Source organism: Aquiflexum sp. TKW24L (assembly GCF_023502205.1).
GTDB lineage: Bacteria > Bacteroidota > Bacteroidia > Cytophagales > Cyclobacteriaceae > Cognataquiflexum.
This window is the reverse complement of record NZ_JAMFLG010000007.1, coordinates 71751-92657: the sequence shown is the minus strand read 5'-3', so window position 1 is coordinate 92657 and position 20907 is coordinate 71751. Positions and strand designations below refer to the sequence as shown.

At 39.7% G+C, this 20907-nt stretch carries 18 protein-coding genes and 2 tRNA genes; 16 read left to right on the top strand and 4 right to left on the bottom strand.

Translation table 11 applies throughout. The features are described from left to right. The first annotated feature begins 251 nt into the window (after positions 1-251). The 13 genes from M3O96_RS06710 (at position 252) to M3O96_RS06650 (ending at position 14038) form a co-directional block, all read left to right on the top strand. Positions 252-3380 carry a PKD domain-containing protein gene (locus tag M3O96_RS06710; protein WP_249719556.1) on the top strand — a complete coding sequence of 1043 codons (3129 nt, stop codon included), beginning with the start codon at positions 252-254 and terminating at the stop codon, positions 3378-3380. A 280-nt stretch (positions 3381-3660) separates the two neighbouring features. Continuing rightward, complete coding sequence (locus M3O96_RS06705; protein ID WP_249719555.1) at positions 3661-6798, top strand: PKD-like domain-containing protein; 3138 nt, start codon at positions 3661-3663, stop codon at positions 6796-6798. 96 nt (positions 6799-6894) lie between these two features. Next, positions 6895-7911: a UDP-glucose 4-epimerase GalE gene (galE, locus tag M3O96_RS06700; protein ID WP_249719554.1), complete on the top strand. Its 1017-nt coding sequence runs from the start codon at positions 6895-6897 to the stop codon at positions 7909-7911. A 139-nt stretch (positions 7912-8050) separates the two neighbouring features. Further along, a tRNA-Asp gene (locus M3O96_RS06695) sits at positions 8051-8124 on the top strand. A gap of 26 nt (positions 8125-8150) precedes the next feature. Further along, positions 8151-8224, top strand: a tRNA-Asp gene (locus tag M3O96_RS06690). A 12-nt stretch (positions 8225-8236) separates the two neighbouring features. Continuing rightward, positions 8237-8518: a GIY-YIG nuclease family protein gene (locus tag M3O96_RS06685; RefSeq protein ID WP_249719553.1), complete on the top strand. Its 282-nt coding sequence runs from the start codon at positions 8237-8239 to the stop codon at positions 8516-8518. A 1-nt stretch (position 8519) separates the two neighbouring features. Then, positions 8520-8870, top strand: a complete 351-nt coding sequence (locus M3O96_RS06680; protein WP_249719552.1) for a GIY-YIG nuclease family protein — start codon at positions 8520-8522, stop codon at positions 8868-8870. A gap of 14 nt (positions 8871-8884) precedes the next feature. After that, positions 8885-9250: a GIY-YIG nuclease family protein gene (locus tag M3O96_RS06675; protein WP_249719551.1), complete on the top strand. Its 366-nt coding sequence runs from the start codon at positions 8885-8887 to the stop codon at positions 9248-9250. A 246-nt stretch (positions 9251-9496) separates the two neighbouring features. Then, a complete protein-coding gene (locus tag M3O96_RS06670) occupies positions 9497-10444 on the top strand; it encodes an acetyl-CoA carboxylase carboxyltransferase subunit alpha (protein ID WP_249719550.1) in 948 nt (315 codons plus the stop codon). A gap of 90 nt (positions 10445-10534) precedes the next feature. Further along, positions 10535-11380, top strand: a complete 846-nt coding sequence (locus tag M3O96_RS06665; RefSeq protein WP_249719549.1) for an MBL fold metallo-hydrolase — start codon at positions 10535-10537, stop codon at positions 11378-11380. Continuing rightward, positions 11370-12173, top strand: a complete 804-nt coding sequence (locus tag M3O96_RS06660) for a patatin-like phospholipase family protein (RefSeq protein WP_249719548.1) — start codon at positions 11370-11372, stop codon at positions 12171-12173. Before M3O96_RS06665 ends, M3O96_RS06660 begins: the two co-directional genes overlap by 11 nt. Next, on the top strand, positions 12170-12730 hold the full coding sequence (locus M3O96_RS06655; protein WP_249719547.1) for a 1-acyl-sn-glycerol-3-phosphate acyltransferase: 561 nt from the start codon (positions 12170-12172) through the stop codon (positions 12728-12730). The genes M3O96_RS06660 and M3O96_RS06655 overlap by 4 nt, the downstream gene beginning before the upstream one ends. A gap of 444 nt (positions 12731-13174) precedes the next feature. After that, positions 13175-14038 carry a bile acid:sodium symporter family protein gene (locus tag M3O96_RS06650; protein ID WP_249719546.1) on the top strand — a complete coding sequence of 288 codons (864 nt, stop codon included), beginning with the start codon at positions 13175-13177 and terminating at the stop codon, positions 14036-14038. A gap of 5 nt (positions 14039-14043) precedes the next feature. On the opposite strand, the gene M3O96_RS06645 is transcribed toward M3O96_RS06650, so the two are convergent. Beyond that, positions 14044-14772 (bottom strand): pseudouridine synthase, encoded by a 729-nt coding sequence (locus M3O96_RS06645; protein WP_249719545.1) that lies wholly within the window; start codon positions 14770-14772, stop codon positions 14044-14046. Between the two features lie 163 nt (positions 14773-14935). Between M3O96_RS06645 and M3O96_RS06640 the strand changes: the two genes are divergently transcribed. Next, the gene (locus tag M3O96_RS06640; protein ID WP_249719544.1) at positions 14936-16417 is read left to right on the top strand and encodes a S10 family peptidase; all 1482 of its coding nucleotides are present in this window, start codon (positions 14936-14938) and stop codon (positions 16415-16417) included. Positions 16418-16666: 249 nt separating this feature from the next. Here the strand turns inward: M3O96_RS06640 and M3O96_RS06635 are convergent, their stop codons facing one another. Both M3O96_RS06635 and M3O96_RS06630 read right to left on the bottom strand, forming a co-directional pair. Next, positions 16667-16972, bottom strand: a complete 306-nt coding sequence (locus tag M3O96_RS06635) for a GIY-YIG nuclease family protein (protein ID WP_249719543.1) — start codon at positions 16970-16972, stop codon at positions 16667-16669. 334 nt (positions 16973-17306) lie between these two features. Next, entirely contained in the window at positions 17307-18185 is an 879-nt protein-coding gene (locus tag M3O96_RS06630; protein ID WP_249719542.1) for a glutamate--tRNA ligase family protein, read from the bottom strand. Positions 18186-18384: 199 nt separating this feature from the next. Here M3O96_RS06630 and M3O96_RS06625 point away from each other — a divergent pair, with 199 nt between their 5' ends. After that, on the top strand, positions 18385-19134 hold the full coding sequence (locus tag M3O96_RS06625; RefSeq protein WP_249719541.1) for a hypothetical protein: 750 nt from the start codon (positions 18385-18387) through the stop codon (positions 19132-19134). A gap of 291 nt (positions 19135-19425) precedes the next feature. Here the strand turns inward: M3O96_RS06625 and M3O96_RS06620 are convergent, their stop codons facing one another. Then, a complete protein-coding gene (locus M3O96_RS06620) occupies positions 19426-19905 on the bottom strand; it encodes a DUF4442 domain-containing protein (RefSeq protein WP_249719540.1) in 480 nt (159 codons plus the stop codon). Between the two features lie 97 nt (positions 19906-20002). On the opposite strand from M3O96_RS06620, the gene M3O96_RS06615 reads away from it, so the two are divergent. Then, positions 20003-20806, top strand: a complete 804-nt coding sequence (locus M3O96_RS06615; RefSeq protein ID WP_249719539.1) for a M48 family metallopeptidase — start codon at positions 20003-20005, stop codon at positions 20804-20806. Positions 20807-20907: the final 101 nt, after the last annotated feature.

The window sequence follows — 20907 nt, the reverse complement described above, 5'->3', positions numbered from 1 at the left end:
AGTAAATTCCACTATCAGAGTCCTAATCCTTTTAAAATTAGGACCATTAATGTTTTTGGATAAAATATTTTCGGCATGAGAAAAATCATTAATAAGGAATTTTGAATCTTCTATTCCAAAAGAGAAGAATTGTGAAAAATGGGTTTGGTTCGTAAAAAATTACATGTTATAAAAAGAAAATTGCATTTCGTTCAAAAAATAATTTTTATACCCATAAGTTTATTTTATATTTTCGCTTGAATTTCGGAGTAATGAGAGTAAAACAGTTTTCGGCCATCTTCTTTGTCATTGCAGTCCTGCAAATTGTTTTTGCTGTAGATGGCTATTCTCAGGTAACGACTTTAGGAAAGGAGTTCTTATTTGGGTTTATGGAAAACCATGGGGTTCCTCCGGATGCGCCTGACAGGGGTGTTGTGGTGATTACAGCGAGTGAACCTTCACAGGGTGTTTTGGAATATGCAGGGCGAACCTATCCATTTTCCTTAGCTGCCGGTCAGCAATTTTTTCACCAGATCAATGATTTTGACATCCTCCATAGGACAACCGGGGTAATAGAATCAAAGAGTGTATATATCAACTCCACAGGCAAAGTATCAGTTTATGCCTTCAATGAAAGATTTCGGTCTGCTGATGGTACAGTGATTTTGCCGATTACGACCTTGGGAAAGGATTACTATATCACTTCGCATTTTGAGGTAATGACTACAATAGTTAATTATAACGCAAATGTCAATAATGAAAGCACTTTATTGATCGTTGGGGTGGAAAACAATACCCGCGTTGAAATCACACCATCTGTCGAAACCCTGTCTGGGAATTTGGCATTGATCCCTTTTTTAATTTCCCTCAATAGAGGGCAAAGTTACCAGATTAAAGCAAGGGGAGACCTGACAGGAACAAGAGTTAGGGTTATAGGGGAAAATGTCGAAGAATGTAAAAATTTGGCAGTCTTTGGTGGAAATAAATGGACAAGTGTTGGAGATTGTGGTCAGGCAAATGACAATTTATTTCAGCAGGCTTATCCTGTAAATACATGGGGAACAGAATTTTTTCACATACCATTGGCAGGTAGGTCTTCCGGGGAATTGGTTAAGGTTTTGGGATCCGAGGACAATACCTCTGTAATTGTAAATGGGGTAAACAGGGGCGTCATCAATGCAGGAAAATTTATTACTCTTAATTTTAATTCCAATGAACTTGCAAATATCAAGACCGACAAACCGTCATCCGTAACTGTATTTGCAAAAAGTCAGGGTTGTAACGATGCCAACCAATCGTTTTTCAATGATGGCGATCCATTTATGATCACCTACAGTCCCAATCAGCAATTGCTAAAAAACATCACTTTCAATGCGCTTCAACTTCCATCTATTACTAGTCATTATGTGAATATTATAGTAAAAACGGCATCCAAAGACCAGACTAGACTTGATGGCAACAATGTAGGCAACCAATTTTCCCCGATTCTCGGAAGTACTGAATATTCTTATGCAAGAATTTCTATTTTTCAGGGTTCTCACACCTTGAGCAATCCTGATGGGCTCATTGGCTATGTGTATGGATTTGGATATATCGAATCTTATGGGTTTGCAGTTGGGGCTAACCTGGACAATTTGAATTTTGAAACCAAAAGCAAATATGGTTTTGAAGTGATTGGTGATAAAGTGGCATGCTACAATAATGAAGCATTGTGGGAAATTACTCCGGAAAATAAGCTATTCACTTATTTTGTTTGGGATTTTGGTGATGGTTCCGACCCGGTGGTCGGCCAAGAGGTTCCTCATACTTACACTGAGGTAGGGGAATATGAAATCAAAGTAATCGCATCGATCAGTGAGAATTCTTGCGATGAGCAGCAGGAAGTCAAATTCAATGTAACCGTCATCAAAACGGAAGGCATAATCAGGGGCATTTCGAAGGTTTGTCCTTTAGTGGAAGAAATAACCTATGGAATTATATCAGAATTCGACTTTGGAAAAATTGATTGGAAAGCCGAAGGTGGTGAAATCATAAATATTGATGAAGAGAACCTTCAAGTAACGGTCCGCTGGGGAGCGGCCAATTCCAATGCAAAAATCATTGCTCTTCCATATACCACGGAAGGTTGTATCGGTGAAGAAATGAGCTTGGCTGTTGTGATCAACCCTTTGATTGAAGCCGAAGTACCCATAGGAGCTTCTGACATTTGTTTTGATCCTCAAAGGGAAGATGAATATAAGGTGGATTCCGAATCTTCCAACCGCGCGTATGAATGGTTTATTGAAGGGGGAGAATTTGTCAACGGAAATAGCGGAGGAACTGTTAAGGTCAATTGGAAAATTCCAGGTATCACCGGAAAAATATGGTATAGAGAATACAGCCTGTTGGATGATTTTTGCGAAGGGACTTCACCTTTCTTGGATATTGTGGTCAATCCACTGCTTGAAGCATCGGTATCGGAAAAAATTGATGTATTATGTTTTGGAGAATCTACTGGTCAGTTGCGCTTAGCCGTTACAGGAGGAAAAGCTCCATATACTTTTCAATGGTCTCATTTGCCTTCATTAAATTCACCTAATGCTCCTGATCTTGCTGCAGGCAGCTATTCTGTGAAGGTAACAGATGCTTTCGGCTGTTTTGTCATGATTGATAATTTGCTTATTAAGCAGCCGGATATTCTTGGTATAACCAGCACGGTAACTACTGCGACTTCTTGTTTTGGAAGGGCAGATGGCGCTGTCGTGGTCAAAGTTCAAGGTGGGGTAAGTCCCTATTCTATCGATTTTGAATCTGCTTCAATTTTAGAGAATGAATTTGTATTATCAAATCTTGAAGGCAGAAGCCACACTTACACTATTACAGATGCCAATGGCTGTATAGTACCTGTTTCTTTTATTATAGACTCACCTTTACAGGAAGCAGTTGATGTCCGTGTCCAAAAAGCCAGCTGTCCTGGTCAATCCAATGGAGAATTGTATGTTTTTTCCAACAAAGGAACACCACCATTCTCATACAACTGGGATTATAATGGCAATCAGGGAACCACTTTAGCCGACCTACCAAAAGGTATATATTCTGTAAATATCCAAGATAGCAGGGGTTGCATCAGTCAAGGCCGGGGTGAAATAAAAGAAGAAATGCCAAAATTGAGGATGCCTACGGGTTTTATTCCCTCAGATGGTCCATTCGGTCCTGTTTCAAACTGCGAGGTGCCATTTATGCTGAAAATATTTAATAGGTGGGGGAGTTTGGTTTATTCAGGTGATACGGGATGGGATGGAAAAGTAAACGGCGAAGATGCCCCAGTAGGGGCCTATACGTACTTGTTTTTGTTCACAGCAAATGTAAATGGCGAACTATTGAAAGAGGAATATAAAGGAGTATTTACCTTGTTGAAATAGAGGGGTTTGGATTTGTCACTCATAAGCAAAATCTCCTTTTCCGGTTTGATTTATTTGAACCAAAAAATCAAAACTTATCCTGTTTTGGCTTTTTAAGAATAATTTACAAGCCAATTTATTGGAAAGTTCAAAGACAGTGAAGATTAATGTGAAAGTCCTGTAAAAAGTTTTTCAGATTATTGACAACAATATGACTCCAAAATACTTCTTTAGAAGGATCCTACACTGATTAACAATGATTTTATTGATAAATTACATGCTGAAATAAGTATAATTGAGAATGGGGTTCAAGGGTAAATTCTTTACTTATGTGTTCTTTTTGATGCTGATTTTCGGCTGTGTTAACCCCGGATTTGGCCAGCTTTCCACCATTGGCAGGGAATTCTATTTGGGCTTTATGGAAAACAACCGTATAGTCCCAAATAGAATTGACCAAGCTTCTATCATTATCTCTGCTAGCGAAGATGCAAATGGTATCATCCAATACACAAATAATACCATACCATTTTCAATTAAATCAGGGGAGCAGTTTGTTTATGATTTTCCCCAGGATGGAATAGACATTATCCACCGAACATCCGGAAAGATAGAAAACCTCGCAGTATCAATTATCGCAGATGGAAATATAGCTGTCCATGCTTTCAATTTCAGACAAAGGAGTGCGGACGGCACGGTTGTTTTACCGCTTTCTTCTTTGGGCAAGGATTATCTGGTAACTGCCCATGCTGAAAAATTTCCACCTGGTGTATCTGGTGGAAATAATATCAATTATGAAAGTACACTTTTGGTCGTGGCAGTTGAAGATGATACCGATGTGGAAATAACTACAACCACAGCAACTGTCAATACCATTCCGGCTGGAGCACCTATCAATATTAAATTAAAGAAAGGGGAAACCTACCAGATCAAAGCGATTGGAGATTTGACAGGAACAAGGGTTAGGGTCATTGGAGGTCAGGATGGGGATTGTAAAAATGTCGCAGTCTTTGGGGGAAATAAGATGACTTCTGTGGGTACGGACTGTGAAGGAACCACAGGTGATCATTTATACCAACAAGCCTATCCGCTTTTTTCTTGGGGAAAGGAATATATCCATGTTCCCTTGAAGGGAAGGACTTCAGGTGAAATGGTCAAAATCCTTGCATCTGAAAACAACACGCAGGTATTTCTTAACGGGGTTTCTCAAGGGAATTTAAATTCAGGAAAGTTTTCAGTGTACTTTTTTGGGCCTGAAGAATTGGCAAACATTACCGCCACAAAACCGATTGCAGTGACTGTTTTTGCTAAAAGCCAATGGTGCAATGTTCAGAATGGGCCAACTGCCAGCAATGGTGACCCGACTATGATCACCCTTAGTCCCAATCCTCAATTGATAAAAAGTGTTGCTTTTTCAGCAGTAAAAGTGGTAGGTATTATCAACCATTACGTCAATATCATTACCAAAACAGGATCTCAGGGGAAAACTATTCTAGATGGAGTTAATGTAGGAAATCAATTTTTACCTGTTCCCGGCAATCCAGGTTATGTTTACGCACAAGTTGATGTATCGGAAGGAGTACATACCATGACCAATCCGGATGGTGTAATTGCCTATGTATATGGATCCGGATTTATTGAATCATATGGCTATTCTGCAGGTGCAAGCCTTTCCAACTTAAATTTCGAAACGGAAGTTAAGTACGATTTTGAGGTAGAAGGGGATAAAGTTGCTTGTCTGGGTGAAACAGGTGCCTGGAAAATCATTCCTTCAAACCCTAAATTTGAGATTTTTGAGTGGACTTTTGGAGATGGAACAGACATGCAGGAAGGTCAGGTAGTTGATCATTTGTTTGAAAAACCGGGGATTTATCAGATTAAAATCGTGGCATTCACCGGAGACCGTGCATGCGATCAGATTGAAGAGGCTTTTTTTGATGTTGAGGTAGTCGAATCTTCAGGCGAAATTTCAGGTGCCGACAATGTCTGTCCTTTGATCGATGAGGTGATTTATGTTTTTGAGAATTATCAAAACACTGAAAAAGTCATTTGGGAAGTCACAGGCGGTGAAATCATTGACTCGGATAATTATTCCGCAAAAATCCGGTGGGGTGATTTTGATCCCGCTGCTAAAGTGATTGCTATTCCTATGACAAACCAAGGATGTCAAGGTTCTCCCGTCGAGTTGCAGATTTTGATCAATGAGGCCATTGAACCTGATTTTCCGGAAGGACGAAGTCAGATTTGTTTTGGTGAAAGCGATAATTTCACTTACAAAGTGAAAAACCTGATTCCTGACCGAAAATACCAATGGTTCGTTACCGGTGGTACCATCATTTCAGGTGAAAATGCCACCGAGGTAAACGTGCAATGGCAGGGAGTTGGATCTCAAGGTGAAATCTGGTTTGAGGAATACAGTCAAATCAATACCTCCTGTGGAGGGGAATCCAAAAGGCTCAAGGTTAAAGTCAATCCGCCAATGGAAGCCAGTTTGATTACTTTTACTGAAGAAATATGTGAAGGTTCCAAGTTGGGAAGAATAGAAATTTTAGCCATTGGGGGGACAGGCGATTTTACTTTCGAATGGTCACATGATCCAATATTGAAAGGTTCGTTGGCAGAAGGGTTGGGAACTGGGGTTTATTCAGTTTTGGTCAAGGATTCGGGTGGCTGCGAAATTTTCTTTGAGAACCTTGAAATATCATCATCTCAAGCATTTGAATTGATAGGAACGCCAACTATCACAAATGCAAGTTGTTTTGACTTAGCAGATGGAAAGGTTGATTTTGAGCTCCAAGGTGGGACAAAGCCATATAGGGTAGAAGGATTTGATTTTGTAGCAAATGAAAATCAATTGGAGGTTTTTGGATTACCGAGAGGGGAACACCGCTTGGTGGTAAAAGATGTTATTGGTTGTGAATTTATTTTAGAGGTGACCATCGATTCTCCTCCGGCTATTTCGGTTGATTTTCAGATTCAAAAGTTTGCCTGTTCAGGATTGGCAAACGGCTCTCTTTTGGCCATTCCCCAAGGTGGAGTTGCACCGTTTTTGTTCCTTTGGGATTGGGAAAACAGTACAGCTCCTAATATCATAGATATTCCTTCAGGAGAATATGGATTGACAGTCGAAGATGCAAATGGCTGCCAAAAGAAGGTTTTTGGAACAATGGAGGAAGGTGTTCCCATTCTCAGGATGCCGACTGGATTTTTACCAAAGGATGGTCTTTTTCAGGGTGTCAGCAATTGTGACCTCCAGTTCAACCTGTGGGTGTATGACAAATGGGGAAGCTTAGTCTACGCAGGGGAAAAAGGATGGGATGGAAAAATAGGAGATCAGGATGCTATGATAGGAACTTATACCTATATGATTGAGTACTTTTTCAATGTAGAAGGTCAAAAACAAACACTGCAGCAACGTGGTGCATTTACATTGTTGAAGTAGAATAAGAAAGGCTTTTAAGATTTTTGGTTGGCAGTATCACGAGTTTAATTAATTTTATCACTTCAAAAGATTTTTATATACCTTTTTAATTCAATCATGAAAAACATTTTAATCACAGGCGGTGCTGGATACATCGGTTCCCATACAGCAGTTGCACTTGTCAATTCGGGTTATGAACCTGTCATCGTTGACAATTTTTCTAACTCAGAAAAGTCAGCTTTGGAAGGAATCAAATCGATTCTTGGAAGGGAAGTAAAATATTATGAAGTCGATTGCTTGGATAAGGCGGGCATGGAAAAAGTCTTTCAGGAAAATAATTTTTCCGGTGTCATCCACTTTGCCGCTTACAAAGCAGTGGGAGAGAGCACAAGATTGCCCATGAAATATTATTCCAACAACATTGATTCGTTGATCATCCTTTTGGAATTAATGTCCAAATTTAAAGTCAAGGACCTCGTTTTCTCCTCCTCATGCACAGTCTATGGACAACCAAAAGTCTTGCCTGTTACCGAAGCTACTCCAAGACAGGACGCAGAAAGTCCCTATGGCAACACCAAGAAGATTTGTGAAGACATTTTGAGGGATTTGATATTAAGTGGAGTTGGTTCTAGAATTGTTGCTTTGCGTTATTTCAATCCGGTAGGAGCGCATCCGAGTTCGGCGATAGGGGAGTTGCCTATCGGTGTTCCTGCCAACCTGATTCCATTTGTCACCCAAACGGCCGCAGGAATTAGGGAGAAGATCACGGTTTTCGGCAATGATTATGATACTGCCGATGGTACTTGCGTCCGGGATTATATCCATGTGATGGATTTGGCAGATGCGCATGTAAAAGCTTTAAAATACCTTTCTGAGCAAAAAGATAGCTTTTATGACATCTTCAATGTCGGGACAGGAAATGGCAATACGGTTTTGGAAGTCATTCAGGCATTTGAAAAAGTAACAGGTCAAAAGTTAAATTACGAGATTGGTCCAAGAAGATCCGGTGATATCGAAAAAGTATGGGCCAATACCGACAAAATCAATAAAGTATTGGGTTGGGAAGCCAAGCTTTCTTTGGAAGATTCGATGAGAGATTCATGGAATTGGCAGGTGAAGTTGGGTAAAAATTAAAAATTCATGTCTATTTTAAAATTTATATGTTTGAAATAGAATCGAATAGGTATTGCTTGAGCAAATTTCCAAAATCATTTTTTGCAAAAAAGCTTCAAATAATTACCTTTGCCACACTCTAAACGAGGAGTAAATAAACGGAGTGGTAGTTCAGCTGGTTAGAATGCCTGCCTGTCACGCAGGAGGTCGCGGGTTCGAGTCCCGTCCATTCCGCATAATTTCTTAATTTAATCTAACTTGGAGTGGTAGTTCAGCTGGTTAGAATGCCTGCCTGTCACGCAGGAGGTCGCGGGTTCGAGTCCCGTCCATTCCGCAAAAGCCTCAGATGTATCTGGGGCTTTTTGTATTTATGGAATATTTCCTTTACATCCTGAAATCATATTCAGACGGATCATTTTATGTTGGATCCACCTCTGATCCTGCTGAGAGATTGAAAAAACATAATTCTCCTCACAAAGGATATACAGGTAAAAAGCAACCTTGGGAATTTGTATATGTAGAAAAGTTCCTAACAAAATCAGATGCCATCAAAAGAGAATCTTTCATAAAAAGACAAAAAAGTAGGCAATATATTATTGGGCTGATATCAGGTAGTACGGTAGGATAGAATGCTTGTCCCGAGTATCGGGAAGGTCGCGGGTTCGAGTCCTCCCGATTTTCGGGACAGGCTGTCCATTCCGCAAAAGCCTCAGATGTATCTGGGGCTTTTTGTATTTATGGAATATTTCGTTTACATCCTGAAATCATATTCAGACGGATCATTTTATGTTGGATCCACCTCTGATCCTGCTGAGAGATTGAAAAAACATAATTCTCCTCACAAAGGATATACAGGTAAAAAGCATCCTTGGGAATTTGTATATGTAGAAAAGTTCCTAACAAAATCAGATGCCATCAAAAGAGAATCTTTCATAAAAAGACAAAAAAGTAAGCAATATTATTGGGCTGATATCAGGTAGTACGGTAGGATAGAATGCTTGTCCCGAGTATCGGGAAGGTCGCGGGTTCGAGTCCTCCCGATTTTCGGGACAGGCTGTCCATTCCGCAAAAGCCTCAGATGTATCTGTGGCTTTTTGTATTTATGGAATATTTCCTTTACATCCTGAAATCATATTCAGACGGATCATTTTATGTTGGATCCACCTCTGATCCTGCTGAGAGATTGAAAAAACATAATTCTCCTCACAAAGGATATACAGGTAAAAAGCAACCTTGGGAATTTGTATATGTAGAAAAGTTCCTAACAAAATCAGATGCCATCAAAAGAGAATCTTTCATAAAAAGACAAAAAAGTAGGCAATATATTATTGGGCTGATATCAGGTAGTACGGTAGGATAGAATGCTTGTCCCGAGTATCGGGAAGGTCGCGGGTTAATGTCCTCCCGATTATCGGGACAGGTTGTCCATTCCGCAAAAGCCTCAGATGTATCTGGGGCTTTTTGTATTTAAAGTAAAAATAGATTCAAGAAAATCAATTAGGTTCACGCGAATATTTAGCTCAAACCACAAACAATGATCTTCAAATACAAATAATTTTTCTTCGCAATAATCTTTTTATCTTTGCCCAAGTCAAAAAAACCGATTATGCTATTAGAATTCGAAAAACCAATTGCTGATTTGGAGTCCAAACTTCAGGAAATGAAGGATTTGGCCAAAGGAAGGAATATAAATTTGACGCCTGATATTCAGTCATTGGAAGATAAAATTCAGACTTTGAAAAAAGAAACCTTCCAGAACCTCACCCGTTGGCAACGAGTTCAGCTTTCTCGTCATGCTGATCGGCCCTATTCTTTGGATTACATCTACGAAATTACAAACAGCTTTATAGAATTGCACGGCGACCGAACTGTAAAGGACGACAAGGCGATGATAGGTGGTATGGGGGATATTGATGGCCGAACGGTGATGTTTATCGGTCAACAAAAAGGCCGCAATACTAAGCAGCGGCAAGAACGTAATTTTGGTATGGCAAATCCAGAAGGATACCGAAAAGCCCTCAGACTAATGAAAATGGCTGAGAAATTTGGAAAGCCTATCATCACTTTGATTGACACTCCGGGTGCTTTTCCAGGTTTGGAAGCAGAAGAAAGAGGTCAGGGAGAGGCGATAGCAAGAAACTTGAAAGAAATGTTTATGCTCAAAGTGCCCGTGATTTGTATCATCATTGGCGAAGGTGCCTCAGGTGGGGCACTTGGCATTGCGATCGGAGATAAAGTTTATATGCTCGAGAATACTTGGTATTCGGTGATATCACCTGAGTCGTGTTCTTCAATTCTGTGGAGAAGTTGGGATTACAAAGAACAAGCTGCTGAAGCTTTGAAGCTGACAGCGCCTGATATGAAAAATAACGGTCTGATCGATGGTATCATTGCTGAGCCACTTGGTGGTGCACACAAAGACATGCAGACTATGGCAAAAACCATCAAAGCAACCATTTTGGAAGCTTTGAAAGAACTTGATAATTTAAATCCTGAGGAGCGGATTGAACAGAGAATTGAAAAATTCTGCTCAATGGGGGTCGTTGAAGAATAGAATTAACCTTAAAATCCCACAAAAAGAATGAGCTTTTCTTCCAAAAGATGATGGCTTTTATTTTTGTGGGATTTTTATATCCTGTAAACTATGAAATTACATGTCATCAATACCGGATTTTTCAAACTTGACGGCGGGGCAATGTTTGGAGTGGTTCCAAAGTCGCTTTGGTCCAAAACCAATCCGGCAGATGAAAATAACCTTTGTACTTGGGCAATGCGTTGTCTTTTGGTAGAGGAGGGAAATAGGCTAGTACTGATTGATAATGGCATCGGTGAAAAGCAAGATGCAAAATTTTTCTCCCACTATTATCTACATGGAAATGACAGCTTGGAGAAATCCCTCCGTTCCACAGGATTTGACTTTGCTGACATCACAGATAATTTCCTGACCCATTTGCATTTCGATCATTGTGGAGGAGGAGTGAGCTATCATAGCGGTGATCCAAACCGTATAGAGATGACTTTTCCCAATGCGAAGTATTGGTCAAATGATTCTCATTGGGATTGGGCGATACACCCCAATGCTCGGGAAAAGGCCTCTTTTCTCAAAGAAAACCTATTCCCCATGCAAGAAAGCGGACAGCTGGAATTTCTTGAATTGGAGAAAAAGGAATTGTTTGAAGGATTTTCTTTTATGACCGCAGATGGCCACACAGACAAGCAGATGCTTCCAAAAATCCAATACAAAGGCAGGACTGTTGTCTTTGTGGCCGACTTGCTGCCTTCTGTGGGCCATATTCCCTTGCCCTATGTGATGGGATATGATACAAGGCCTTTATTGACATTGGAAGAAAAAAAATTGTTTTTGGAGGAAGCTGCCAAAAACGATTATATCCTTTTCTTGGAGCATGACCCCGTTCATGAATGTTGCACTGTGAAAATGACAGAAAAAGGCGTAAAATTAGATCAAAAATTCTCTCTTGATGAGCTTTGAAAAAAAAATAGGCATTGCCCTTTCGGGCGGCGGAGTCCGTGGAGTTGCCCATTTGGGGGTATTAAAGGGACTCAACGAACACAATATATTTCCCAACAGGGTGAGTGGCACTAGTGCGGGAGCCATTGCAGGAGCATTATATTGTGCAGGAAATTCTCCAGATGAAATTTTTGAAATCATTGTCAAAACGAATTATTTCAAATTTCTAAGACCTGCGATAAGCTGGACAGGGATTTTAAAAATGGATTCAATTGAAGAATTGTATTTAAAGTATTTTCCTGAAAATGATTTTTCAAAACTTAAAATCCCATTGACTGTAACGGCTACCGATGTGAAAAAAGCCAAGGCTGTCTATTTTTCTGAAGGCTCTTTGATTAAACCAATCATGGCTTCTTCCTGTATTCCCGGGATGTTTGACCCCATCGAAATCGGAAAAAACCATTATGTAGATGGAGGGGTATTGAACAACTTACCTGTGGAACCGCTGGATGGTATTTGTGATGCCATCATCGGGGTAAACTGTAATTGCCTTCAGGTGGAGTATAACATTAAAAATATCAAGAGCCTGATTGAGAGAACAGTCATCATGTCGATGAATTATAATGTTTATAGTCGTAAGAATAAATGTGACTTTTTTATAGAGCCTCCGGGACTTGCCCGATATGGGGTATTTGATATCAAAAAGGCAAAAGAAATCTTCGATGCAGGATATCAGACTACCATCGAATTTATTTCTGAAAATGAGGGTATTCTTGAGTTAAGTAAGAAAAAGAAAAAACAGGTAAAGGCATGATGAAGTTTTTGTCAAAAATCGTTTTTTGGGTAAGTGGCTGGTCATTGAATAATAACTGGCCACTTAACGTCAAAAAAGCTGTGTTAATAGCCATTCCCCATACGAGCAATTGGGATTTGTTGTACGCTAGGGCTGCATTTTTTTTGATGGACATCCCGGTAAAATTTACAATTAAGAAAGAAGTAATGGTCGGGCCCTTGGGTTGGTTGATCAAAGTTTTGGGTGGAATCGCAATAGATAGAAAACGGGTCCCGGGAGGGAGAAAACAGACCTACACCGAGGCGATGACCACCATGCTCAAAGTGTCAGAAGAACTTGTGATTATGGTGACTCCCGAAGGAACCCGAAGCTATGCGCCAAAATGGAAATCAGGATTTTACCATATTGCTTTGGGTGCAGATGTTCCTGTTGTGATCGGTTACCTTGACTACAAAAAGAAAGAAGCAGGCATCGGTCCGGTCATCTATCCAAATGGTAATATGGATGAACAGATCGAGGAAATGAAAGTTTTTGGGAGAACAGTCAAAGGAAAGTATCCCGAAAAGGGAATCAGGTAGTTATTCCACCTTCAAGGTAACGTAATCAAAATATCTTTTTCCGGTAAGCCTTTATTGGGACTAATCAAAAGACTAGAACGCCTATTTATTTTTAGATCATTAAAACATAATATACAGTTTGACTATCGTGTCCTAGGCTCAAAGCCATACCAGTCCTAAGTCCCACTTACACCATAGTACACTCCAAGCTACAGATACCTTACCCATTGACCAATCCATGTCCAATCCATGTCCAATCAGACTCCAATACTTATACATTAAATTATTTGGTAGTGAAGCACAGGGCATTTTGGATTGAGTTGCTTTTTAATTATTGAGCAAGGTTCATTTCTGTGGGTTCAACCTTGTGAATTATGATTTTTTGTTACGTGGTTACCTAAATTCATTTTTAATCCCTATATTTTTATACCAAATCCCAAGCCTCCACCTTAACCAAAAATCACCATGCAAGACAGTATTTTAACTGCAGTTTTTTTACCCTTGGCTTTGGCCTTCATTATGCTAGGGATGGGATTGTCGCTGACATTGAAAGATTTCAAAAACATCTTTGTTTACCCCAAGGCAATGATTTTGGGTCTTACCAATCAGCTTATTCTTTTGCCAATTTTTGGATATGCACTCGTGCAGCTTTTTGGGTTGACAGGGGCTATGGCTGTGGGTGTGATGATTTTGGCGGCATGTCCCGGTGGGGCGACATCCAATCTGATTTCACATCTTTCCAAGGGAGATACTGCTCTTTCGATCAGTCTGACAGCCGTGAGTTCTTTGGTTACCATCGTGACCATTCCCCTCATTGTCAATTTTGCTATTTCCCATTTTGGAGAGGAGGGAAGCATTACTTTGCCCGTCATGGAAACTATTATCCAGATTGCAGGAGTTACAGTTGTGCCTGTATCTATCGGAATATTTCTCCATAAAAAATTCCCCAAACTCTCCCAAAAAGCCGACAGGCCTGTCCGTATTGCCTCAGCGGTTTTCTTTGCACTGATCTTATTTGCTGCCATTTTGAAAGAAAGGGCGAATCTGATAGAATTTTTTATTCAGTCAGGACCAATTACTTTAATGCTAAACCTGTTGACTTTGACGGTAGGTTTTTTCTTGGCTCGGGTTTTTCTTTTGTCCAAGAGACAAAGTATTACCATTGCTATCGAATCAGGGATTCAAAATGGGACTTTGGGAATTATGATTGCAGCCACTTTGCTGAAAAATTCTGAAATGACTATCCCTGTAGCCATTTACAGCCTGATTATGTTTATGACCTCAGCAATTATAATTATCCTTACCAATAAGAAATCAAAAGCCTCCTAGGAAAACTAGTTTTCTCCTTCCTTTGGAGGGAGTATAAGTCCCAATTTCTCGCTGATATTAATAAAATAATCGGGGAGATCTGCTTCAACCTTGATGGCTTCTTTGGTTATCGGATGGATAAATTCAAACTTCCAGGCATGTAAGAGGAGTTGTTCCATCCCAAAAGTATCCCTGAAAAAATGGTTTTGTCGGTTGTCTCCATGAGTACTGTCGCCAATTACATAATGCCGGTCATGTGCCAAATGTCGCCTGATTTGATGCATCCGGCCGGTATGTGGATAGACTTTCAGCAGTGAATATCGGCTAGTAGGATACCGGTTGGTAGAGGCAATGGGAATTTCATTTTGTGAAAGTGACCAAAATTCAGACTTTGCATCCTGCAAATCACCACACAATTTTTTTTTAAGCGGATGTTCAATAATTCCATGATTTTCAGACATATATCCTCTAACAATAGTCAAATAATATTTTTTGACATCATCAGTGGGAAATAAAGGCTGAACAAGCGAGGCTGCTTCTGAGGATAATCCAAAAACTAAAACCCCGGAGGTCGGCCGATCAATCCTGTGGAGTGGGTAAACTTTTTGGCCAATCTGTTCTTTGAGAAGCCTTTCTGCTATCAATACATTTTCTTCAAAAGCGATATTTGTCCGGTGAACCAGCATACCTGCCGGTTTATTGACAGCAATAAAAAATTCATCCTGAAATAAGATTTCTAATTCTAGATTTTCCAAATGGAATCGGTTTATGCTGCGAAGGTAAGGGATTCAAAATTTTCCCCAAAAAATTCTTTCCTCCCCAACCCCACTTATCCTGCCCAAAAATACCTTGATATAAATACCAAGAAAGGTTTTTTGATTTCCCTTATATTGGGAGGGAATATAGCCTCACTCTACAATGAAAAAACAAATACTTACGGCATTTATGCTTCTGATTTCTTTCTCTTTTGCAATGGCACAGGAAACCAGAGAAATAAAGGTGGAATCATCCTCTGTCACCAATGGTGAAGTGACCATTAAGGGAAAGCGCGTTCCCTACAAAACCACAGCAGGAACGATGCCTGTTTGGAATGAGGACGGAAAGCCTATTGCCACGCTATTCTATACCTACTACGAGAGAACGGATATCTCTGACAAAGCCACCCGTCCATTGGTTTTTTCTTTCAACGGAGGCCCGGGTTCAGGGTCTCTTTGGATGCACTTGGCCTACACAGGTCCCTACAAATTGAATATTGACGACGAAGGGTATCCGCTGCAGCCCTATGGTGTCAACCAAAACCCTCACTCAATCCTAGACGTGGCTGACATCGTGTATATCGATCCTGTAAATACCGGTTACTCCAGGATTTTAGACAAGGAAGTTCCCCGTTCTACTTTTTTTGGGATAAATTCTGATATCAAATACTTGGCAGATTGGGTCAAAACTTTTGTAACAAGACAAAACAGGTGGCAATCACCAAAATATCTGATCGGTGAAAGTTATGGAACTACCCGCGTGGCAGGATTGGTACACGAACTGCAAAATGCCCATTGGATGTATTTCAATGGTGTGGTATTGGTATCGCCAACTCCGATGGGATTGGATAGAAGCGGACCTGTGGCCAAAGCCAACTACCTCCCTTACTTTGCCGCAACGGCTTGGTATCACAAAGCACTTCCTGCCGACCTCCAAAGCAGGGGCTTGGACAGCATTTTGGCGGAGGTTGAAAAATACACCTTGGATGTGGTGATTCCGGCGATTTCAAAAGGGGGTTCATTAGAACCGGCTGTGAGGGCAGAAGTGGCTAAAAAAATGGCCTATTACTCTGGATTGAGCGAGCAGGTGTTTCTTCAACATGCTTTAGCTGTACCGACGAGTTATTTCTGGAAAGAACTGTTGAGGGACAAAGGATTGACCGTTGGCAGGTTGGACAGCAGGTACAGAGGTATCGACCAAACAGACGCCGGAGAGAGATTTGACTATGATCCGGCGTTGACTGCTTGGAATCATGCATTTTCTCCAGCTATGAATTATTATGCCAAGAATGTGCTCAAATACAACACAGATTTGACCTACAACTTATTTGGTCCGGTGAATCCTTGGGATAGAACCAATGAAAATACGGGAAACCAATTGGCGCAGGCCATGTTGCAGAATCCTTATCTACATGTCATGACCCAATCGGGATATTTTGATGGCGGAACGGATTATTTCAATGCCAAGTACAATATGTGGCAAATGGATCCTGCCGGAAAAATGCAAGACAGACTATCTTTTAAAGGGTATAGAAGTGGCCACATGATGTATCTCCGAGCTGAAGATCTGGCAACATCCAATGAAGATATCAGACAGTTTATCCAAAAATCTTTGCCTGGAAAAGGAGTTCCGGCGAAGTATTGATTTACAAGCGATAACTGGGAAAACAGTGGAAGTTTAGTTTGTGTAAAAATGAGATAAAAACTTCTCCTTGTCACTTCGACGTAGGAGAAGTCTTTTTTTGAAATGAGGGTTTAGATTTCTCCCTTTGTTTGAAATGATAAAGGGATGCTAAAATTGAAATTCGACTGAATCTAAAATCCGCTACCTTCAAATTTAAACTTTGCCTTGTCACTTCCAGGGAGGAGAAGTCTATTAAATCAAACTCTCTTCTTAATCATTACCTAAAACATCTTCATTTAAAAACCTCCATTCAGGATTCAATTCACTAATCAAATTATTCTTCTTTTCCCTCCTCCATTTTTTGATTTCCTTCTCACGAGAGATTGCATCTCTGACATATTGATAAGATTCCCAATGCAGTAGATATTTACATTTATATTTCGCAGAAAAACCGTTAGGATTATAATTTTTAGAATGTTCAAAAAGTCTTCTCATTAAATCATTTGTCATCCCGATGTACAGGACTGTTTTGTTATAATTTGTCAAGATGTAAACAAAATACTCATGCCTTTTCATATTTTTTGAAACTAACAAAAGTTTTAAAAATATTAAAAATTTCTCCTAGTCAATTTGGTGAAGGTGAATATTTTTAAAAATTGATTTGATAGATTTCTCTCTGCGTTCAAAATGACAAGGAGACGCTCAAGTTGAAATTCGACTGTTTCTAAAATCCGTAGCCTTAATTGATAAAAAATTCTCCTTTTCACTTCGACGTCGGAGAAGTCTTTTTGAAGATTTGGTGTGATGGATTTCTCCCTCTGGTCGAAATGACAAGTTGAGGCTAATGATAGAATTGAAAATTAACTGATATCCAACATCCTCAAAAAAATATTTATCGAAAATCACCTTCTCAAATAACCAAACCCCCAAATTCCCCCAAACTTTTCGGCCTATCTTTCAAACCTGCGGCCTCAGCGATTATTTGGTAGATATCTTCTTTCTTTTTCCCGGTTTTCCTAAGCAATTGAATCGAGCTTACATCTGATGATTTGGAGAGTTTTTGATTATTTGAGCCGTGGATCAGTTGGTGGTGGTGAAAAGTATTCTCTGCAAAATTGTTTTCAGACAGGAATTTGGAAAGATAAACTTGGGCAATGGTAGATCCCCAAAGATCCTTACCTCTGACAATTAGGTCTACCCCAAAGTGAAGGTCATCGACCAGAGATGTCAATTGATAGGAGGGCATGGCATCTTTTTTTCTGACCACAAAATCCGTCATTATCCCTGGAAGTTTACCGTTTACAATTCCCAGGTTTAGTTCTTTGAATGGCACATCTATATGCATTTTGGCTTTGATTCTCCATGTAATTTCAGCTTGGTCAAAAGAAAGGTTCCTTCTAAGGCAAAATCCAGAGTAGTATCCTTTGGGGTTTAGTTTTTCGATTTTCTTCCGGCTACAGTCACAGGCAAAGAGCACTTTTTTATTCTTTAAATCCTCTAATGCTCGTTGATATAATGGCAATCGGTGAATTTGAGAATGATTCTGTTCAAAATCAGAAAGGTCTCTAGGTCCTTGATCGTATGGGATTTCCAAAAAATTGAGTGTATCAAAAATATCCTGTACAAATCTCGGTTTGTACCTTTCACGGTCAAGGTCATCAATCCGGAGCAACACTTTTGCACCATACTTATTGGCTAAATGATGGGTAATGATAAATGAATAAATATTTCCTATGTGAAGAAATCCACTCGGAGTGGGAGCAAATCTTGCCAGTTTATATTCGGACATGTAAAGTTTTTAAATTATCAATGAGGATCAAAACTAACCAGAAGAAAGGTAATTCAAAAATCAATTAGAAAACAGCCACCATTTGGAAAGACGTATTTCAATATTGTTTTTCAAGATTTTCATACAAAGGAAAATCTAGTTTAATATCTTTTAACCATTGAAATTTTTCTAACTCATTGGTCAGAGCTAAATTCGGACTGTGAATAAAATCCTACTTGTTCTTTTGGTTTTTTTTGCTGCAGCCCGAAACGACGCTTTCTCTCAAGTCTTGACAGGAAATGTGCTTGATGGTCTTGATAGAGGATTTTTGGACAACGTATGGGTAATCAATCTGCAAAACCGGGATAGCAGCCTCACCAATGAAAGGGGTTATTTCAGGGTTCGTGCCACAGAAGGAGACTCCATTTTAATTTCCAAAAATTATTACATCCCCAAAGTCCTTATCGCAGGAAAAGAAAAACATATTCTGACAGATATTTACCTCGATGCCAGGACACTGCCTCGATTTGATCTGTATGGAGATAAATATGTTATTCCTTTCAAAGTAGGAAATCAATCTACCATGAGGGGATTGACAGATAGACCCGCGGGACCGGGAAAAATCTATACTGGATTGGCCAATAATCCCGGCCTTCAACCTGGACTGACTTTAGATGGTCCAATTTCTTATTTCATGAAAAGTGAAAGGCAGAAGCGACAATATGCCCGTAAATTGGCTTTTTTGGCAAGCCAAGAAGACTACCTGAGACTGATCCAGTCTGATTCTGTTATGGCTGCTTTGAAATATGAATACAACTTGACCGATGAGGACTTGGACGGCTTGATTATTGAGTTTAACCTTCAAAACATTGACCATCAATTTGTAGGTATGGAATGGGAAAGGGTCCAAAAATTACTAATAGATTTTTTGGATAGTAGGGCAGGATTTAGGAGGAAGGAAGAGTTTTAAAAAAAACCGCTCCCTGGGGAAGCGGTCTTTAAGAACTTAAACCAAATAATTAGTAAACCTTGGATTTCGCCAAACTTCATTCAAATAAACTTAGAAATTGGTGCCTGGATTCCTGATTACAAATCGTGAATTTATACTTATGAGAGTTTGCTTTTTTCTTAGAACCAGGACTTAATTGTAAAATTTTTCAATAGGCTTTTTGTTTATCAATTTAAACTCAAAATTTAAATATCAGTTGCTTTTTTGAGTAATTTGAACATTGAATCTTTTGATGCCTATCCCAAATATTTTTTATGATTTCCTTTTGATCGACCAAGTGACAAAAAATCTGGCAACTATTTCTCCACTTGGGTTGGTTCCTGTGGATACCATTGTTAGTGAATTGTTTTCCCCAGGATTAAGCCCATCGACCAATTTTCCGAGCTCAATGCCCTGATCGCAGACAAAGGTTATTTTTTGATTTGCTTTTTTATGGTATTCTGCTTTGAAATCAACCACCAACATACTGTAACTTCCTTTGCCCGCCATGCGCACTTGGCATAAAGCCCCAGTACTCAATTCCGCCGCTCCGGCCATTGCAGCAAAATAAATTGATTTAAAAGGATTTTGACTTCTCCAGAAATATGGAATTGTAACTTCGCATTTTTCTAAAGACAAATATTTGATTTTTAACCTCCAAAAGACTGCTGAGGGTAGTTTGAACAACATTGCCCACCAAAAAATAAAAGGATTGCTCATCCGGTCTATGTGTTTTTTTGCTTCAGGAGTCATGATAGAAAGTTTTATAATACTTCAAATTAAACAAATATATCAAAGCTGTTTTGGTATGGCATCTTTTTTGGGCAATTTTGAATCAAAATCAAATGATATGTTCAAGAAGATAATGTTTTTGATGGCTTTCGGGATCTTAGTTTATTCCTGTGCCAAAGTTCCTATGAGTGGAAGAAACCAACTTGCACTGATTGACAATGCAGAGTTGCTTCCTTTGGCTTTTGTCGAATATGAAAAAGTCTTGAAAGAAGGAAAGGTTGTTACCAATACAGCTGATGGGCAAATGGTTGTAAAGGTAGGCAAGCGGGTTTCAGCAGCTGTTGAAAAGTACATGAAAGCCAATGGCTTGGAAAGTGAGCTTCAGGGATTTAGTTGGGAATTTAACTTGATCGAAGAAGCAGTTGTCAATGCTTGGTGTATGCCCGGTGGGAAAGTTGCTTTCTACACAGGAATTATTCCTGTATGTCAGGATGAAGCTGGAATTGCCGTTGTAATGGGACATGAGGTAGCTCATGCTCTTGCCAACCACGGAAGGGAAAGAATGTCCAACGGAATGTTAATGAATGGTGTCTTGGGTTCTGCCCAAGTGGCCATGGGCCAAAACCCAACTTTGATGCAGAATTTATTTCTTCAGGCATTCGGTGTAGGGGGACAACTGGGAATGTTGAGCTTCAGCCGTAAACACGAATTGGAAGCTGATCAGTTAGGTTTGAATTTTATGGCATTGGCAGGATACGATCCAAGGGTAGCTCCGGCATTTTGGGAAAGAATGGAAGCAGCAGGCTCTGGCGGAGCACCTCCTGAATTTCTTTCCACTCACCCAGGTCCAAAAAGACGTGCAGCAGAGCTGAACAAGCAAATGGTAATAGCTATGGAATATTATGAGCAGAGCAAAAAATAAATTGGACGTTAATTGAATCGTATTCAGTTCACAGTCTCAGTTAGCAGATGGTGAAAATATTGAAAACAATTTGGCACGTCTAATTAATGGAATGCCTAAAA

Bases quoted from the DNA above. Each gene is read 5' to 3' on its own strand.
- M3O96_RS06710 (WP_249719556.1), top strand. From the start codon at position 252: ATGAGAGTAAAACAGTTTTCGGCCATCTTCTTTGTCATTGCAGTCCTG.
- M3O96_RS06705 (WP_249719555.1), top strand. From the start codon at position 3,661: ATGGGGTTCAAGGGTAAATTCTTTACTTATGTGTTCTTTTTGATGCTG.
- galE (WP_249719554.1), top strand. From the start codon at position 6,895: ATGAAAAACATTTTAATCACAGGCGGTGCTGGATACATCGGTTCCCAT.
- M3O96_RS06685 (WP_249719553.1), top strand. From the start codon at position 8,237: ATGTATCTGGGGCTTTTTGTATTTATGGAATATTTCCTTTACATCCTG.
- M3O96_RS06680 (WP_249719552.1), top strand. From the start codon at position 8,520: ATGCTTGTCCCGAGTATCGGGAAGGTCGCGGGTTCGAGTCCTCCCGAT.
- M3O96_RS06675 (WP_249719551.1), top strand. From the start codon at position 8,885: ATGCTTGTCCCGAGTATCGGGAAGGTCGCGGGTTCGAGTCCTCCCGAT.
- M3O96_RS06670 (WP_249719550.1), top strand. From the start codon at position 9,497: ATGCTATTAGAATTCGAAAAACCAATTGCTGATTTGGAGTCCAAACTT.
- M3O96_RS06665 (WP_249719549.1), top strand. From the start codon at position 10,535: ATGAAATTACATGTCATCAATACCGGATTTTTCAAACTTGACGGCGGG.
- M3O96_RS06660 (WP_249719548.1), top strand. From the start codon at position 11,370: ATGAGCTTTGAAAAAAAAATAGGCATTGCCCTTTCGGGCGGCGGAGTC.
- M3O96_RS06655 (WP_249719547.1), top strand. From the start codon at position 12,170: ATGATGAAGTTTTTGTCAAAAATCGTTTTTTGGGTAAGTGGCTGGTCA.
- M3O96_RS06650 (WP_249719546.1), top strand. From the start codon at position 13,175: ATGCAAGACAGTATTTTAACTGCAGTTTTTTTACCCTTGGCTTTGGCC.
- M3O96_RS06640 (WP_249719544.1), top strand. From the start codon at position 14,936: ATGAAAAAACAAATACTTACGGCATTTATGCTTCTGATTTCTTTCTCT.
- M3O96_RS06635 (WP_249719543.1), bottom strand. From the start codon at position 16,972: ATGAAAAGGCATGAGTATTTTGTTTACATCTTGACAAATTATAACAAA.
- M3O96_RS06630 (WP_249719542.1), bottom strand. From the start codon at position 18,185: ATGTCCGAATATAAACTGGCAAGATTTGCTCCCACTCCGAGTGGATTT.
- M3O96_RS06620 (WP_249719540.1), bottom strand. From the start codon at position 19,905: ATGACTCCTGAAGCAAAAAAACACATAGACCGGATGAGCAATCCTTTT.
- M3O96_RS06615 (WP_249719539.1), top strand. From the start codon at position 20,003: ATGTTCAAGAAGATAATGTTTTTGATGGCTTTCGGGATCTTAGTTTAT.